The organism is Nostoc sp. DedQUE05, from assembly GCF_034530955.1.
Taxonomy (GTDB): domain Bacteria; phylum Cyanobacteriota; class Cyanobacteriia; order Cyanobacteriales; family Nostocaceae; genus Nostoc.
In genome coordinates this window covers 12,511-30,652 of the sequence record NZ_JAVRCB010000009.1, presented here as the reverse complement: position 1 = coordinate 30,652, position 18,142 = coordinate 12,511, and the positions used below count along the sequence as shown (strand labels likewise).

The 18,142-nt window shown below is 41.9% G+C and carries 3 protein-coding genes; all 3 read right to left on the bottom strand.

From position 1 onward, the window contains the following. Nucleotides 1-14: 14 nt before the first annotated feature. Genes RMZ42_RS08570 through RMZ42_RS08560 form a run of 3 tightly spaced genes read right to left on the bottom strand, consistent with a single transcriptional unit; the run spans nucleotide 15 to nucleotide 18,100 of the window. Complete coding sequence (locus RMZ42_RS08570; protein ID WP_322671013.1) at nucleotides 15-5,903, bottom strand: polyketide synthase; 5,889 nt, start codon at nucleotides 5,901-5,903, stop codon at nucleotides 15-17. Then, complete coding sequence (locus tag RMZ42_RS08565) at nucleotides 5,896-12,486, bottom strand: SDR family NAD(P)-dependent oxidoreductase (protein ID WP_322671012.1); 6,591 nt, start codon at nucleotides 12,484-12,486, stop codon at nucleotides 5,896-5,898. The genes RMZ42_RS08570 and RMZ42_RS08565 overlap by 8 nt, the downstream gene beginning before the upstream one ends. Then, nucleotides 12,479-18,100 carry a non-ribosomal peptide synthetase gene (locus RMZ42_RS08560; protein WP_322671011.1) on the bottom strand — a complete coding sequence of 1,874 codons (5,622 nt, stop codon included), beginning with the start codon at nucleotides 18,098-18,100 and terminating at the stop codon, nucleotides 12,479-12,481. The genes RMZ42_RS08565 and RMZ42_RS08560 overlap by 8 nt, the downstream gene beginning before the upstream one ends. Nucleotides 18,101-18,142 lie beyond the last annotated feature (42 nt).

Below are 18,142 nucleotides of genomic sequence, written 5' to 3'. Positions count from 1 at the left end.
CTAACTTTTTCGATCTAGTTTGACAATTGCACATTAAGAGTTTTGTTAATCTCTCCAGTTACACTTGTTTCGTTTCTAGATAATTGTTCTAACTCTTCTATGAGAATTTCTTCAATCACCAAAGCTAATTCATCAATAGTGGGAGCTTCAAAAAGAGAACGAACAGGTAGTTCTATTTGAAAAGTTTTGCGAAGCTGAGAAATAAGTACAGTTCCCGTCAGAGAGTCTCCCCCTAAAGCAAAAAAGCTGTCATGAATACCTACTGGCTCTATACCCAGTAACTCTTGAAAAACTTCAACTAGTTTTTGCTCTACATCATTACTAGGAGCAATGTATGCATTTTTTAAGTTTGGTCTAGAGTGACCAGAAGATAAATTAACTGTTTGGGCAGTATTTTTTTGTTGTAAAGGCTTTAATTTAATCCATTGGTTAATTCTAGATTGTAAATTACCAGTTGAGACAACTATTTGATGATATTGACTCCACACAAGAATCCGTTCAAGGGCATTGATACCTTCTAAAGGTTCGATGGCGAATTCAGCCAAAGTTGTATTAGCAGGTATTTGTGAATTGCCTATTGCAAATCGCCATGCATCCCAGTTAATGCTTATCCAAGGAACAGGATTTATCTGATTATGCTGGTAAGCAAAAGCATCCATGAATAGACTGGCTGCTGAGTAGATAACAGAGCCTAATCCTCCTAAAACTGAGGTTAAGGAAGACATTAATAGACAAAAATCAAGCTTTTGGGACTGCAAAACTTCTTCTAATACTAAGAGTCTTTGTATTTCTTGCTGAAGTTGCTGTTGACACTTTCTTGGGTCTATCTCTACGATAGGGCTAAATAACTTATCTGCGGGTATTGTAGTTGTGTGGAATACCCCATTTATTTGACTAAACTTGTTTTGTATTAAATTTACCACATCAGCGCTTTCGATTAAGACTTCTGCGCCCAAATTTTCTAGTTCTTGCACTTTGAAAATCTTGCGGCTGATGTTATCTCGATCGTTGTGAGTTTTCAGCCACTGTTCCCACTCCTGTCGGTTGGGAAAACCCTCACCTTCTAAAATCAGCAGTTTCGCCTGTAGTGTCTTTGCTAAATGTTCGGCTACTACAAGTCCTATGTCTTCCAGTCCACCAGTAATTAAGTAGACTCCTTTTTCCTTTAATCTGGGTGTTTTGGGTAAATTTACATCTAATTGGACAGACTCAAAGGTTTGCACCCAACGTTCCAAACTACGGTAAGCAATAACTGAGTCAGAGGAATTGGTTTGAAGTTCCGTCAGTAGTTGTTCTACAAATTTTTCTTCTTGCCAACTTCCTGGTGAGGGAATAGCAACATCAATACTACGACATTTAATATTTGAATATTCTTGTGGGATGACCTTAACAAGTGCAAGGAGTGTTGCTTTTTCTGGACAAAGATTTTCAACTCCAGTTACAGCTTGCATATTGTTGGAGATAATTGCAATCTGTAACTCATTTGTAAAATTCTGTTTTCCTAGCGCTTGTGTCAACAATAATAAACTTTGGAATCCTTCTGTCGGGTTAAAGCCTCCAAGTTCTGACTGCGTTACACTCCATAGATGAATAATTCTTTGTGGTATTAAGTCTTGGGCACGAAGTTCTTTGAGTAGAGTATTGTAATCATCTTGTTGTTGCGGTGCTATTGTATATGCACGTTTACCCAGATGCTCTCTTGAAGATTCACTCGTAGTCTCAAATTGTTTTCCAATTCTGACGGTAATTACATCATGACCTTCAAGTTCGAGTCGCTTCACGATTTGAGCGCCTAACCCATACTCATCAACAAATATTAACCAGCGTTCTGCTTGTTTCACCTGACCGTTTGATTGTGGTGGTAGCGAACGTTTCCATGAAGGGATGTAGAACCAGTCAGCAATGTTAGACTTTTTGCCAAATGAAACTTCATGCGTTTTGTCTGCTTCAAGTAATGCTGTAAATGCTGCTGGTGCTTTGGGCGTTGTTTGTGTAGTAGCCTGAGCGACAATTATGTGGTCTGTAAAAGGCGCGAATTCTGAGAAGGCTCTCACCTCCACAAAACCATGAGATTTGAGTTCTTGTTGCCACTGCTCTTTGGATAAAAAGGGATTGCACATGTTACGATCGCTTTCTAAATCCTCTATCGGATTCATCAGCAGCGCGTCAATGAACTCAAATTCCAACCTGGGTTGAGTTGTTTCCCAAAAAAGAAGCAAACCTCCAGGAGCGAGTAAAGAGCGAATGCGATCGAGAGTTTCTCCAATATTTCGAGCAACGTGCAACACTTGGAAAGCTACAATTACATCAAAGCTGTGGCTTGAGTATCCTTGTTCTTGTGGCGATCGCTCAAGGTCTAGCAATTGGTATTCAATAAATGGATAATCGCTAAATTTCTTCTTAGCTGCATTCAGGAAGAAACCTCCCACATCGGTGAAGGTATAATTAGTTTTCTCTGATGGCAATATAGGTAATAACTCTGCCGTGCCGGTGCCAGTTCCAGCGCCAATTTCTAGAATTCTGAGATTCACTTGAGGAGGTAGTGCTTTTGACACTTGTTCTAAGCATACCCGCATGATTGAGTTGTAGTACTTATTTTCAGGCAATTGTTGGACTGAAAATTCTCCTGACTTTAATAAGGTGGAAACATGGAACTCTAATGGTTCTTTTTTACCAGTCAGCAGAGCTACCATATTTTCGCCATACAGTTGCAGCAAATCTATTTGTTGCGGTGTGTCTGTCCATTTGGTTCTGACTTCTACCAAAAGCTCATTTACAAAGTCTGTTGATATTGATAAAAAGTTAGTAAACAGTCCTTGTTCTTCATGTAACTGACCTTGCTCTACCAGTATTTCTAGCCATCGACTGAACAATTCTCTATAGGAAGGAATAATCTGACATTGGTCAAATAACTCTTCTAAAGAATACTTTTTAGTGGGATTGCTAAAAGCTCCTAAATGTGCTGTTGTAAGATTAATATAAGCAATACATAAACGATCTAAACACTCTCTTTTCTCTTGAGCAATTTGCTCGTCAAATTCCGAAGCCCCTATGCTAGCTTGGAGTTGACCGGCTTCTACCAAAGATTTCCAAAGCTCTGATGCTGTTAACTTGGGTTGGGAATTTATTTGTGCAGGTAATAATTTTTGTGGTTCAATCCAATATCTTTGTCGCTCAAAAGGATATGTTGGCAAGGGAAGGCGGTATCGGCGCCCATGGGCATGAAATCCCGACCAATCTATCTTGATTCCCTCAAGCCACAGTTGTCCTAATGTGTTGAGGATAAACGCAACGTCTGACTGGCGCTCATAAGCATAGCGCAGCGAGGATAATATTACTTTGTTATCATCAGAAACATTATCTAAGCATTGCATCGCCAAGCTGCTTAATGCTTGTCCTGGCCCCACCTCTAATAAAATTGGACTGTGTTTTGTCCATAACTGATTTACTCCATCAGCAAAGCGCACGGGTTGGCATAGATGCTGCGTCCAATAGCTGGGATTTGTGGCTTGCTCTGCTGTAATCCAAGTTCCGGTGACGTTTGACAGATAAGGGATTTGTGGTGGTTTAAGACTGATAGTTTGCACCAGTTCGGTGAAAGAGTCAGCGATCGCCTCCATCATGTAAGAATGAAAGGCATGGGAAGTCTGCAATTGCCGACAGGCTAACCCCTTAGCGCTCAACTCGCGTGCCAATTCCTCTACAGCCTGTGTAGTTCCCGCAAGCACACACTGAAATGAGCCATTAACTGCTGATAAGGAAAGGTTTTTATTCAAGAAAGGTTGCACTTCTTCTTCTGTCAAGGGAACTGCTAGCATTGCTCCCCCTGGCAACTCTTGAATCATTTGCGCTCTTTTGGCAACAAGAGTAATTGCATCTTCTAAAGACAACACTCCGGCTATTGTTGCTGCGGTATATTCACCGATGCTGTAACCAATCATTGCTACTGGACGAATGCCCCAGGATATCCATAATTGAGCTAAAGCATACTCAATGGCAAACAATGCTGGCTGCGTGAGGTATGTTTGATTTAGTTTTTGGGCGGCGGGATCTGGTGATTGGCGATCGCGACCAAGCATTTGGCGTAAATCTATACCCGATTTTTCTTTGGTTGTTTCGGCTGTTGAATGGGAAGTAGGATAAATAACTTCTTTGAGATTAAGACCTAAAAGGGGTTCAAACAACGAGCAACAGCGATCGAGGTGTTCTCTAAAAGTTGGTTCAGCTTGGTATAATTCAGAACCCATGTTGACATAATGAGTTCCCAAACCAGTAAACATAAAGACTACTGGGCGCTCATTAATATCTTGAGTGCTAGTTAGGACTCGTTTGGGATTTTGGAAAGCTGCGATCGCATCTTGAGTATCTTGACAAACAACTGTCCGCCGATGGCTCAAACCATGTCGCCCGACTTGCAATGTATAAGCCACATCTGCAAGGTTAATTTCTGGGTGCTGTTGCAGGTGATTAACCAAATTTGTAGTCGCCGTCTCTAAAGCAGAGTCAGTTTTGGCAGAAACTACCAGCAATTGATATCTTCTCCCCTGCCCCCCTGCCCCTCGGTCACTGAGCGTAGCCGAAGTGCTGCTCCCCTGCTCCCCTTCCGGGGCTTCTTCTAAAACAACATGAGCATTAGTCCCCCCAAGACCAAAAGAACTGACCCCAGCGCGGCGTGGTGTTCCGTTTGTTTGCCATGCAGATAGTTGGGTATTAACGTAAAAAGGGCTGTTGGCAAAGTCTATTTCGGGATTGGGTTCTTCAAAGTACAAGCTGGGTGGTATTTGTTGATGCTTTAAAGCCAAAACAGTTTTAATTAAACCCGTTACCCCAGCAGCTGTATTCAAATGGCTGACATTAGGTTTCACCGAACCGATTGCACAAAAACCCTTCTTACTGGTTCTGGCACGAAATACTTTTTCTAGCGCTCGAATTTCAATCGGATCGCCCAAGGCTGTACCAGTGCCATGAGTTTCAATGTAGGTAATGGTATCAGGATCAAATCCTGCGATCGCTTGGGCTTGGGCAATAACCTCTGCTTGACCTGCAACACTCGGTGCTGTGTAGCTTACTTTCACTGCACCATCATTATTAATAGCTGAACCTTTAATTACCCCATAAATATAGTCGCCATCCGCTACGGCATCCTCTAATCTCTTTAAGATCGCAATACCCACGCCTCTGCCAAAAGGGCCACCAGTAGCTTTAGCATCAAAGGCGCGAGTGTGAGCATCAGCAGAAGCCATCCCGCCAGTTTGATAGAAATAACCTTCTACTTGGGGAGTTTGGATCGCGATACCACCAGCCAGTGCCATATCGCACTGGTAACTTTGCAACCCTCGGCACGCTAGATGAACAGCTACTAAGGAGGTGGAACAAGCTGTACCAACACTAATACTCGGCCCTTTTAAATTTAACTTGTAAGAAGTTCGTGTAGATATAGAATCCTTATCATTGCCAAGGGCAATTTGCATATTCAGCGATTTGAGCAAGCCAGGGTGTGAGGCGAGATTATTCAGCAGGTAAGTACTTAGATTGCCCCCAGCATATACACCAATCAGGTTATTGTCTGTTTTTGGATCGTAACCAGCATTTTCTAAAGCTTCCCACGCACACTCTAAAAAAATTCGCTGTTGTGGGTCGAGAATCTCAGCTTCTCTAGGAGAGTAGCCAAAGAATGAAGCGTCAAACATCTCGATGTCTTCTAGCACAAACCCAGCTTTTACATAGTTAGGGTCTTGCAAACAAGTTGGATCTACGCCTTGTGCGATTAATTCTTCATCGCTGAAGGATGAAATAGACTCTACACCGTTGCACAAATTCTGCCAAAACTGAGCCACATTTTTGGCTTTGGGAAACCGACCTGCCATGCCAATTACGGCTATTCCTTTCAATCGATTACTCATACACTCTCCTCCTGAGTTTCATCAGCTCCATTTCTTCTTCAATTGCTGCTTCTTGCCTTTTGGCACGCTCTTGGGCTTGCTCGAAGGCTGGCTGTTGATTTTGTGTCTGGCTGAGATATCCTGCCAAGACATTGATGGTGGGATATTCAAATAAGTCAGCTGTGGAGATATCACAGTTTAAAGCAGCCTGCAATTTACTGCGTACCTGTACCATGAGAAGTGAATCGCCACCTAGCTCAAAGAAGTTATCGTGGATACCTACTTGTTCGCTACCCAGGAGTTCTTGCCAGATCAGAGAGATTTTTTGCTCGATTTCGTTTCTGGGAGCAATATAAGTAGTACTCAGTTCTGGTCTTGAATACGTTGGTTTTGAGAGGTTATCTTTGTTTGTAGCTTCTGGATTGGGTGAGTAATTCACGAGATCCGGCTTGATTTGAAGTCGGAAATCATGGGTTGAGACCAAAACTTGGGAAAGCGTATTTTCCAGAATCCGGTTGAGAGCTTCTATCCCCTCAGCAGGTGATAACCCTTGCTCAAGCAGTTGTTTTTGATAGGTTTGGGCAGGTGTGACAGATTTTTTCGGCTCTCTAGGACTGAAAGCTACGGATACTTTAGTGTCTTTGTTTTCCCCAATAGATAGGGAGTCTTGATTTTCCAAAGATACAACAATCTTACCAATATGCTTTGCTCTTGCCATCTCTTCAAAAGCACGAGCCACGGAATCAATAGCAAAGACCTGATAAGGCAAGGGTTGAAAATTTCTCTGGTGGAAATGTTGTACTACTTCGCGCCACAGGTCGCTAAAGTTGGGAAGTTGTCGGTCTACGTTAATAGCAAAGAACGATAAGCATTTTGCAAAGACTTTTAGACCTAGTTGGCTGTTATTGAGAATATCCCGCTTACCAATTTCTAGAAAGCGTCCGTAAGGTGCTAATACGTCTAGACTTTTGGTCAAGAATTCTCCGGCAAGGGAATTCAAAACTACATCTACACCCTTGCCATGCGTGCGTTGCATCACTTCGTCAGCAAAAGCGACAGACCTAGAATCAAAGACATACTCAATCCCAATTGAATGCAGAAACGCTCGTTTCTCTGGATTACCTGCCGTGGCGAAGATTTCTGCTCCTATCCACTGAGCAATTTGAACTGCCGCCATGCCGACTCCACCAGCCGCAGCATGAATGAGAACGCGATCGCCTTTACTCAACCGACCCAATTGCATCAGGGAATAGTAAGCTGTAGTAAAGGCTACGGGAATTGTTGCCGCTGCTTCTAAACTCAAATGTTTGGGTTTAAGTGCAACTGACAAAGCAGAAGTTGTGAGGAATCGGCTAAAGCAACCATCGCCAAAGGCAATCACTTCATCTCCAATTTCAAACCCCTCAACGCCTTCTCCTAATGCAACTATTTTTCCAGCACACTCCAAACCGAACTTGAGATCGGCATCAGTTGGCATAGGAAGCATTCCTAGAGCCAGAAGTACTTCTTTAAAGTTAAGACCAGTTGCAGCCACCTCAATTTCTACCTCTCCTCGACCTGGTTGCTGTCGCGATCCTGATTGAAATGTCAAAGTATCTAAAGTGCCGGGAGAAGAAATTTGTAAACAAAAGTTTTGGCTTTCGGAAATAGGAGATTTTTGTGGTATGACATCTACTTTTCTCAAAGTATACTCTTCTATCTCAACCAATTCTTTCCCTTGGTCATCCATAATAGTGATATCAAATTTCAGAGTATCATTCCGAGATTTGTCATTTTTAGTGCATCTAATGTGACTGTATACTTTCTCAGGTAAAGAATCTCTAAACTTCAATTTTTTATAAGAAAACGGTAAGTAAGCGCTTTTTTCTTTGATGCTTAGAAAACCAACGGCATTATCTAGTAAAGCCGGATGTAATTTATATAAATTAATATCGTTGGCAAATTGACTAGGTATTTCTAGGATAGCTAAACCTTCATTTGTACCGAATTTTGCCTGTTTGAAGTTGTTCCATCTAGAGCCAAATTCTATATATCCTCCTTGAAGTTTAATTTCCCTTTCTGCATTGGTAATTTCCTGCTCGTTACATCTGGCGATAATTGCTTCAATGTCATATGGATTAGTAAATTCTGTTTCGATAAAGGCTATTTCTCCCCTAGCATGTTCTAACCATTTATCTCCCTCAGAGCTTGATTGGCTGATGATCGAGAATTCAAATTTATCTCCCTGTTTTTTCAACAGTGTCCGAACTTCTTTTTCTTCATCACCTTCTACTACTAAGGGCGTGAGAAAATATACTTCACTGATTTCTATTGGGCGATTTTCCCTATGCTTTTCAAAAGCAGCTCTAGCCATTTCCAGGTAAGCTGTTCCTGGAAGTGTGGCTTTTCCCATGACTATGTGTTCATTCAAAACCCAGTGTTTGATGACGCTAAATTTCGAGATATATATTTCTTGCTCTGAACTCTCCACTATGCATTGCTCAAATAATGGATGGTTCACTGCTTGAAATTGAGGTTTGACGATCTGGGATGGGGTTGATATATTTGCGGCTGTGGCTGCCATCCCAACTTCCTGCCAAGCAGACCAGTTAATAGATGTAGTAAATATGCTATCTCGATTACTCTTATAGTGAGCAAAAGCATCCAGAAAAGCATTAGCACTAGCATAATCTACCTGTCCTAATTCTCCTTGAATGGCCGTCATTGAAGAACACAAAACAAAGAAATCTAGCGGAGTATCCTGAAAAATACTATTAATAACTAGCGTTCCCTTCACTTTAGGAGCGAGAACCTTTGCTGTCATTTCTGCCGTTTTTAGCTGAATGATTCCACCTCCCGGAATCCCAGCGGCGTGAATTACACCATTGAACTTACCAAAATGCTCCTGCGCCTTTGCGATCGCATTTTGCATCTGCTCAATGTTAGTCACATCAGCACTCACTACCAAAATTTCTGCACCCAACTGTTCGAGTTTTTGGAGTTTTTGAATCTTGCAGCTAATACTATCTTGCTCACCATGAGCCTTCAGCCACTCTGACCATTCGTCTTTTGCCGGAAATGATGAACGTCCTGTGAGCAGCAATTTTGCCTTTACAGTCTTCGCCAGATGCTCCGCCAGCACCAGTCCAATGCCTCCCAATCCCCCAGTAATTAAATAAACCCCTTTTTCTTGTAATTTTGGTATTTTTGTAGAGGCTGGCTCCAAGGAAACAGGTTCAAATTGTTGTACCCAACGATGATTTCCTCGGTAGGCGATAACTGAGTCAGAAGATTGTGTTTGTAATTCACTCAGCAACTGGTCTATCAGTTTCTCTTGATGCCAAGATTGATTTGAGGGAGTAGTAATATCAATGCTGCGGCAACTGATATTTAAATACTCTTTTGGTATGACCTTCACAGGGCCAAGAATAGTTGCCTTTTCAGGATAAAGAATTTCATCTCCAGTCACTTCCTGCATGTTGTTGGAGATGACGGCTATTTGCAGTTGCTCGCTAAAATGATGTTTCCCAAGTGCCTGAGCGAGAAATAGCAGACTATAAAATCCTAAATCTTCTGTGTTAACTGCTGATTCTGTATTGTTAACAGGAGTGACATTCCATAAATGCACAATTGTGTTTGGGAATTTGTTTTCTGCTAAAAGTTCCTTGAGCAAAGCATCATAGTCATCTCGTTGTTGGGGATTTAAGGTGTAGTGGCGATCGCTTAATTTTCTCAACTCCGATCCTGTGCTGAGTGCGATCGCATCTCGACCTTGCAGTTTCAATCGGTTCACTAATTCTTCACCCAATCCGCACTCATCGGTAAACACCAGAGTGCAAGCCAAAACCGATTTTTCACTCTTGGGTTTTTCGGGTAGTGGAGAGCGTTTCCATGATGGGACGTAAAACCAGTCAGCAATATCTGACTTTTTACCCGTTACAGAGGTAACAGGCGTCTGTAAACTTGTCTTGACAGTTGGTGCTGGTTTTTGGTCATGAATCCAGTAACGCTGGCGCTCGAAGGGATACGTCGGTAAGGGAAGACGATGACGGCGCTCATGAGCATAAAATCCCGACCAATCCACATTTACTCCAGATAGCCAAAGCTTACCTAATGTGTTCATTAAGAACGCTACATCTGAGTGTTTTTCTTGAGGATGTCGTAATGAAGATAATGCTATCGGTTCTGAATGCTTTTTGGCAAAGGTAGATAAAGTATGCCCAGGCCCAACCTCCAGCAGGATGCGATTTGGCTCTTGTAGTAATGCAGAGATTCCTTCCGAGAAGCGAACACAGGAGCGTAAATGTCTCGCCCAATAATTTGGATCTGTGGCTTGCTCTGCCGTAATCCAAGTGCCCGTAACATTGGAAATAAAGGGAATTTTCGGGGGATTTAGTTTGACTTTACTGACTTCCTTCTCGAATGGCTCCAAGATGGTTTCCATCATCGGAGAATGAAAAGCGTGGGAGGTATGAAGGCGACGACAATCTATCCCTTGAAGCTGGTTTTGCAATGCATCGATAGCATCATTAGTTCCCGATACTACACACAAAGCTGGTGCATTACTAGCAGCTAAGGATAAATTTTCATTCAGTAAACCTCTAACTTCCGCTTCTGGTAGGGGTACAGAGAGCATCGCACCAAATGGAAGTTGTTGCATCAATCGCCCACGAGCAGCTACCAGTCTTAAGGCATCTTCAACAGACATTACATCAGCTAAACAGGCAGCGACATATTCCCCAATGCTATGTCCTATCATCGCTTGGGCAGAAATCCCCCACGATATCCACAATTGAGCCAAAGCGTATTCTATGATAAACAATGCTGGTTGAGTGATGTCAGTTTGTTGCAGTTTTTCGGCTGCGGCTTTTGATTCTGACTCCTTGGGATAAATAACTGAACGCAAATCCAACTCCAAATGTGGTTGCAGCAATTGACAGCAAAAATCGACTTGTTCTTGAAAAACTGGCTCAGTCTGGTAAAGTTCTTTACCCATGTCTACATATTGAGCGCCCTGTCCGGGGAACATGAAAGCGATGGGGCGATCGCTATTTTCAACTAAGCGAGTCAAAACTCTTTGCGGATCTCGTAAGGCGCTGGCTGCATCCTCGATATCTTGGCACACCAGTACGCGACGATGATTAAATTCACCACGTCCTACTTGCAGGGTATGGGCAACATCCGCTAAGTTCACATCGGGATGTTGCTGGAGGTGATTAGCCAGATTTTCTGTTGCAGTTTCTAAAGCTGAGTCAGTTTTGGCAGAAAGTACTAACAACTGCCAGGGACGAGAAGGGCTAGACGGTTCCAGTACTGGTGCTTCTTCTAGAATGACATGAGCATTAGTACCACCAATACCCAAAGAACTCACACCAGCACGCCGAGGGGTACTTCCCGCTTTCCATTCTGTGAGGGTTGTATTCACATAAAAGGGACTATTGGCAAAATCAATCTGGGGATTTGGCTGCTCAAAATTTAAGCTGGGTGGTATCTGCTGATGTTTAAGGGCTAAAACTGTTTTAATCAGTCCGGCAATCCCAGCTGCTGCATCTAAATGACCGATGTTTGTCTTCACTGAAGCGATCGCACAGAAGCCTTTTTTGATGGTACTGTTACGAAAGACTTGCGAGAGTGCGGCAATTTCAATGGGATCGCCTAAAGCTGTACCAGTACCATGAGCTTCAATATAGTTAATTGTCTCAGGTTCAACTCCCGCCAGCATCATCGCTTCGGCAATCACCTCTGCTTGACCATTGACGCTAGGCGCTGTGTAGCCAACTTTACCAGAACCATCATTATTAATAGCTGAACCTTTAATTACAGCATGGATGCGATCGCCATCTGCTAGAGCATCACTCAATCGCTTCAGGACAACAATTCCTACACCATTACCAATGGTTGTTCCCTGCGCTTTAGCATCAAAAGCGCGACAGTGACCATCAGGCGATAATGTACCTCCGGGTTCGTACAGATAACCCGTTTTTTGGGGTACGTGGATAGAAACCCCACCAGCCAAAGCCATGTCACATTGATAATTCAACAAACTTTGACAAGCAAGTGTGGTTGCAACTAGTGAGGTGGAGCAAGCTGTTTGGACTGTAATACTTGGGCCGGTAAGATTTAATTTGTAAGAAACACGAGTTGTAAGGAAATCTTTATCGTTACCAATTACTGTTTGATAGCATTGGGCTGAACCCAGGCGATCGCGGTTTAAATCTAATGAATAATAGTTATTGAGGCTAGCACCAGCGTAAACTCCAATGCGACTGTCACATCTCTTAGAATCGTAGCCAGCATTTTCCAATGCTTCCAAAGCACACTCTAAAAAAATTCGGTGTTGGGGGTCAGTAATTTCTGCTTCTTTGGGATTAAAACTAAAAAATGACGCGTCAAATAAATCGATATCTTTTAATATGGCACTGGCTTTTACATAATTGCGATCGCTTAATATATTAGGTTCAATCCCATCAGAAACTACCTCTTCATTTGTGAAGAGAGAAATTGACTCTACACCAGATTGTAAATTCTGCCAAAACTCTTCAATATTTTTCGCATCGGGAAAACGCCCTGCCATCCCAATGATGGCTATGGCTTCTAAAGCATCATTATGTGTAGCGTTAACCATAAATATTTTTACCTTGCTTACTCAAATGTTGCTTTTGGCGCTTGATAGCCTCAATTTGCTTATTTACGCGATCGCGTGTGACTGTAAAAGAAAGTTGTCGCTGTTGACTTAAACATTGCGCTAGGGAGTAAATAGTTGGATTTTGAAACATCGTCACTACTGATATATCTCGCTGCAAAATTGCGCACAGTTGATGATTAACCTGAAGCATTAGTAGTGAATGCCCACCTAAATCAAAAAAGTTATCATGAATCCCCACTCGATCGAGATGCAGTAATTCTTGCCAAAGCTTTGCTATCTGCTGTTCCATTTTAGACTGAGGTAACTGAAAAGCTGCTGTCAATTCTGGACGCAGATTTTCAGGTACAGGTAAAGCACGACGGTCTACTTTACCATTATGAGTTAAAGGTAAAGCATCTAACACGACAAAGGCAGAAGGAAGCATATATTCAGGCAGTTTTTCTTTAAGAAATTCTCGTAGTTCATTTACAGAATGCGTATGATTTTCATAATTAACTATATAGGCAACTAGGCGGCAGTCATTTGCTATATCCTTTCTAGCTAATACTACCGTTTCTCGTATCTGTGGATGTTGCTCTAATAAAGCTTCTATTTCTCCTAACTCAATGCGATTTCCGCGAACTTTTACTTGATGGTCTATTCTGCCTAAAAACTCTATATTTCCATCTGGGCGATAGCGTGCTAAATCACCTGTTTTGTAAAGGCGTGTATTTGAATTGTGGATTGGAAATTTTGCTATTTTAAATCTTTTACTTAAGTCTACATCATTAAAGGGATTGGCAATAAACTTTTCTTCAGTTAACTCAGGTCTATTTAAATAACCTCGTGCTAATCCAATTCCAGCTAGATATAGTTCCCCCGATACTCCAATAGGAACAGGTTGTAAATGTTTATTTAAAATATATATCTGTGTATTGGCTATTGGACGACCTATAGGAACAATTTTTTCATCAGTAACAGATTCACAGCACCATGCTGTCACATCAATAGATGCTTCTGTCGGGCCATACAGGTTATACAATTTTCCATCAAAACTATTGAAAAATCGCTGTTGTAAATCAAAAGATAAAGCTTCCCCGCTACAAATAACGCGCTTGATACTTTTACAGTTTTGATGTTCTTGTGCCTCTAGAAAAACTTGCAACATAGAGGGAACAAAGTGAAGTGTCGTTATTTCTTTCTCTGATATAATTTTGGCTATATATCGCGCATCTTGATGACCACCTGGTTTAGCTAAAATTAAACTTGCACCCGTCAACAATGGCCAGAAGAATTCCCAAACCGAGACATCAAAACTAAAAGGAGTCTTTTGCAAAATCCTGTCAGATGATGTTATTTGATAAGCATCTTGCATCCATAGTAAGCGATTGCACAAACCCAGATGAGTATTCATCACTCCTTTGGGTGTACCCGTAGAACCAGAAGTATAAATTACATAAGCTAAATTTTCTGGCTTCACGTCGCTAACTATATTTTGGAAACTATAATTTTCAAATTCCGTACTTTGAGTATCTATACATACTAATTTTCCTTGATGTGATAGTAGTTCATTAACTAGATGCAGTTGTGTTAACAACACCGATACTTGAGCATCTACCAACATAAATGCCAAACGTTCTTTGGGGTAGCTGGGGTCTAAAGGTAAGTAAGCACCACCTGTTTTCAAAATCCCTAGTAATCCAATCACCATTTCCAGCGATCGCTCTAGACAAATTCCCACCAATACCTCTGGTTTGACACCTAGCGATCGCAAGTAGTGCGCCAGTTGATTTGCCCGGTTGTTTAATTCCCGATAGGTTAATTGTTGATTTTCAAAGACGACTGCAACAGCATCTGGTGTTTTCTCTACCTGTGCTTCAAATAGGTGATGAATGCACTTGTCTTGTGGGTAATCTGTCTTGGTATCATTCCACTCAACTAATAATTGCTGTACTTCAGATGGTGTTAGTAATTGCAAGTCTGAAATGCGTTGTTGGGGATCGCTAACTATGCTTTCTAGCAAAGTCTGCAAGTGTCCCAGCATCCGAGTAACGGTATCTACATTAAACAAATCTGTATTGTACTCGCAAGTCGCTATTAACCCTTGCTCGGAATCCTCCATAAACAATGTCAAATCAAACTTAGATGTCCCGTTGTAACCTTCTTCATAAGTCACTGATACATCCGATAGGCTTATATTGGGTTTTGGAACATTTTGGAGAACGAACATCACTTGAAATAGTGGATTGTAACTCAAGTCTCTATTTGGCTGTAGCTCCTTTACTAACTTTTCAAAAGGTAAGTCTTGATGAACATAAGCCTCTAAAGCTGTAGACTTCACTCGTGCTAATAACTCCTGAAAACTTAGGTCGCCAGAAAGGTCTGTACGCAGAACTAAAACATTGACAAAAAGTCCTATTAATAATTCAACTTCTGCTCTGTTGCGATTGGCGATTGGCGAACCTACTAAAATATCAGTCTGACCTGTATAGCGATACAGCAAGGTTTTGAAGGCTGTAAGCAAGGTCATAAATAGAGTTACTCCTGCATGACGGCTCAAATTCTTTAGCTCTTTTGTCAGAGTTTGGGAAAGAACTAATTTCGCTTGAGCGCCTTTGAATGTTTGAACTGGCGATCGCGCCCGATCGGTTGGTAAATTCAGTACAGGTAGCTCACCCTGCAATTTTTGTTTCCAATAAGTCAATAACGGTTGAATACGTTCGCCATCAAGCCATTTTTGTTGCCAATTGACAAAATCTCTATACTGAATAGCTAATTCGGGAAGTGGTGTACCCCATTGGGGAAGCAAGCTAGCAAGAGCGTCTGTCTGCAACACGCTGCGCGAATGCAGAGAAAGTTTGCCTGTTGAGAATGCTTCATATAGTGCAGTTAGTTCTTTAATCAGAATACCGATAGACCAACCATCTGCAATTATATGATGCAGAGCGATCAACAATTGATAACTTTTATCATTTAATTGTAAAATTTTAGTACGCAAAAGCGATTGAGCAGATAAGTCAAATGGCTGCTGTGCGAGTTCTATAGCCAAACGTTGGGCTTCTTGGGTGCGCTCATTTTCTGATAGTACACGCAAATCTTCAACCGCTAAAGTTAAAGGTACAGCTTGATTGATAACTTGAATGGGTTGTCCATCTGACACTGTAAAGCTTGTACGTAAGACTTCGTGTCGTCTAATAATCTCGTTAAGACTATCTTCTAAGCTGGCTTTGTCAATACAACCTTTGAAGTTAATAACTATAGGAATATTATATGTAGGAGTATCGGGAGTTAGCTGATTGATAAACCATAATCCCTGTTGGGCAAAAGAGAGAGGATTAATAGATGTATTTTTCTCTTGTTGGGTAAGGGATATTGACGGTAGTGCATCTGTTGTCAATTGAGCGAGGATTTTTGTAGCTAGCGATCGCGTATTCATCCCTTCAAAGAAATCTGCTACGGATACTTCTACCTCTAAATCAACCTCAATCCGGTTTTTCAACTCAAACACTTTTAAAGAATCAAGTCCCAGAATACTTAATGGTTCTTGAGGATTGATATCATCTGGTGCGATCGCTAATACTCTCGCTTCCTGTTCAATCAAATATATTTCTAGAAGCTTTTGACATTCCCTTGGGGAAAGCGCCAAAAGTTCGGAACGCTGTAATCGAGTTTCCTCTGTGAGAATATTGCTAATTTTGAGAATGTTGCTGACAAGTACATTCAGTTCACCATTCTGAAACTGGGCGCGAGTTGCACGACGTTGAATTTTACCACTGGAAGTTTTGGGAATACTACCGGGTTTAATCAAAACCACAGCATAAACTTGGACTTCATGTTCTTCAGTTACAGCTTGGCGAATTGCAGATATAACTTCTTCTAAATTTGGCTTGGCGCGAAACTTCAATTCTTGGACGATTACCAGCCGTTCTTCATTGTGAACCTCGACTGTAAATGCGGCGCTAGCACCAGAATTTAAAGATGAATGGCTGCGTTGGGCGGTTAATTCTATATCCTGTGGGTAAAGATTTCTACCGCGAATAATAATTAAATCTTTGGCTCTACCTGTAATAAAAAGCTCGCTATTTTCTAAAAAACCTAAATCTCCCGTCCGCAGAAAAGGGCCTACACCGGTGTCAGATAGATAAGCATGGAAAGTTTCTGCTGTCTCTCGATCGCGATTCCAATAACCTTGACCAACACTCGGCCCAGATACCCAGATTTCCCCAATTTCACCAGGTTTACAACTGCTGAGTGTTTCTGGATTAGCGATCGCTACTTCCAGTTGTGGTATAACTCGACCACAACTGACAAAATAATAGACATCTTCAGTACTCTGGGACTGGGTACTGGGTACTGGGTACTGGGAAGGAAATTCTTTTAAAGCCTCCACTTCACTCGGCTTTAATATTTGGTTCGAGTCTGAGTCTGAATCCTCATGCAAATCTTCCCGTTCCCCAGTCCCCAATCTCCGCTCCCCATCCCCAGTCCCTAGTCCCCAATCCCCAGTCCCCAATTCAACTACCCGATTAGATTCTAATGCAGACTTCTGGACTGTTTTGATTATCGGTGATGTCGCCTTCTCTACCCCAGAAACCATCAGAGTTGTTTCAGCCATCCCGTAACAAGGGTAGAATGCCTCTTTACGGAAGCCACAATCGGCAAAAGCTGCTGCAAACCGCTCTAAAGTATCATACCGAATCGGTTCCGCGCCGTTAAATGCCACACTCCAACTACTCAAGTCAAGAGTTTCTTTTTGTTCAGGAGTAATTTTTTGAGTACATAACTCATAGGCAAAATTAGGGCCTCCACTGGTTGTGCCTTTGTAGTGAGATATAGCTTGCAACCAACGGTAAGGACGTTGAAGAAAGGAAGTTGGAGGCATGATGATGCAAGGAAAACCTCCATATAAAGGTTGCAATATTCCTCCAATCAAGCCCATATCGTGGTACATCGGCAACCACGTCACGAACTTACTTTCTGGAGAATGCTCCATAAATTGGTAAGTTGTGTCCGCATTGTGCAGTAGGTTCCCATGACTAATCATTACACCTTTGGGTGTCCCTGTAGAACCAGAGGTGTATTGCAGAAAAGCTAAAGTATCTCGATCGATAGAGGGTTCTTGCCAATTATCTTCTATTCCCTCTGCAAGATTATCAGTAGTTAGCCACTGTAAGGATTCTAAGTCAGTCTTTTGTGTCATTAAAGACCGCACATTCGGCAGGATTTCTGTTGTAGTGAGAGCGATCGCTGCTTGTGCATCTATAGAGATAGCTTTTATTCTTGGTGTATTGCGCTCATTTCGAGGGGGATATGCAGTTATAGCCACAACTCCTGCATATAAGCAACCAAAAAAAGCAACTAAAAAATCTAGTCCTGCGGGATAAAGTAGTAAAGCGCGTTCCCCAGTCAAACCCAATGCTTGTAATTGAGCAGCTATTTGGCGCGATCGCCTATCTAATTCTTGATATGTAAGCGTGGTTTGTTCTGTCTCCCCATCTAACAAAAAGGTAAAAGCATCTCTATCTGGTTGCGTAGAGCTTCTTAAGCGTAGTAGTTCGACAACTGTAGAAAAATTGCCAACAATATCAAAGAAGCTATGAGAAAAACTATTCATTTTTATTTTCAACCCAGCGCGATGTGCAACTTACTTTGTTAC

Coding starts and splice junctions, on each gene's coding strand:
- RMZ42_RS08565 (WP_322671012.1), bottom strand. CDS start 12,486: ATGGTTAACGCTACACATAATGATGCTTTAGAAGCCATAGCCATCATT.
- RMZ42_RS08570 (WP_322671013.1), bottom strand. CDS start 5,903: ATGAGTAATCGATTGAAAGGAATAGCCGTAATTGGCATGGCAGGTCGG.
- RMZ42_RS08560 (WP_322671011.1), bottom strand. CDS start 18,100: ATGAATAGTTTTTCTCATAGCTTCTTTGATATTGTTGGCAATTTTTCT.